Source organism: Synechococcus sp. H55.9, assembly GCF_047462355.1.
Taxonomy (GTDB): domain Bacteria; phylum Cyanobacteriota; class Cyanobacteriia; order Thermostichales; family Thermostichaceae; genus Thermostichus.
Genome location: NZ_JANSJB010000041.1, coordinates 9,044 through 10,172, shown reverse-complemented (window position 1 = coordinate 10,172; position 1,129 = coordinate 9,044). Strand labels below are relative to the sequence as shown.

Annotated in this window: 1 protein-coding gene; it reads right to left on the bottom strand. The window is 63.3% G+C overall.

What is annotated here, in order from left to right:
• On the bottom strand, positions 1 to 1,129 hold a 1,129-nt coding region (locus NW857_RS07055; RefSeq protein ID WP_414368465.1), incomplete at both ends, for an HAD-IC family P-type ATPase.

Below are 1,129 nucleotides of genomic sequence, written 5' to 3'. Positions count from 1 at the left end.
GTGGGATCCCCTACCACTTCCCACTGGCCGTTGTCCTTGGGTTGGAGGCGGGTGTCGTTGCAGAGGCAGCCGGCCAGTAGACAGGCCTCCAGCGAGGGCCATTGGCGAAGTTCGACGGGGGAATTGGCTTCCTGAAACAGGATCTGGCCCTGGGGGCTGTAGCCACTGCCGGCGACCCGGTAGAGCTGGGATCCGGCGTAGATGGCCTGCACCGTCATCTGGTTTTCCGTGAGGGTGCCGGTTTTGTCCGAGCAAATCACCGTGGCGCTGCCCAGGGTTTCTACCGCCGGCAACTTGCGGATGATGGCATGGCGTCGGGCCATGCGGGAGACCCCAATGGCCAAGGTTACGGTAACTACCGCCGGCAAGCCTTCGGGGATGGCGCTCACCGCCAGCGCCACTGCCGCCTCAAAGACACTCACTGCCGCTTGGCCCTGCACCAGGCCCACCAAAAAGGTGAGCGCAGCCAAGGTGAGGATAATTTTCAGCAAGGTCAGGCTGAACGCCTCAAACTTGCGCGTCAGGGGAGTTTGCAGGGATCCCCCCTCTTCGATCAACTTGGAAATGCGGCCCGTCTGGGTCTGGTTGCCGATGGCCACCACCACCCCCGCCCCTTGGCCAAAAGTAACGAAGCTGCCGGCGTAGGCCATGTTCTGGCGGTCAGCCAACGGCGTGTCTTCGGGGAGGGATCCCAGCCGTTTTTCCACCGGCACCGATTCTCCCGTGAGGGCCGATTCGTCCACCTGCAAGTTGCGCGCACTCAGCAGGCGCAGGTCGGCGGGCACCCTGTCTCCCGAGCTCAAGAGCACCACATCCCCCGGCACCAGCTCCCGCGAGGGCAGCCGCACTTTCTGCCCCTCCCGCAGCACCGTGACTTCAGTCACCACCGACTTGGCCAGGGCAGCGATTGCCTCCTCCGCCTTGGCCTCTTGGATGTAGCTGATGAGGGCGTTGTTCACCACCACCGCCCAGATCACGATGGCGTTGCGCCAGGATCCCAGGAACGCCTTGACCGCCCCAGCCACCATCAGGATATAGAGCAGCGACTGGTTAAACTGCTGCAGAAACTTGACCCAGGCCGGCGTTGCAGCTTTGGCTTTCAGCTCATTGGGGCCGTATTGCCGCTGCC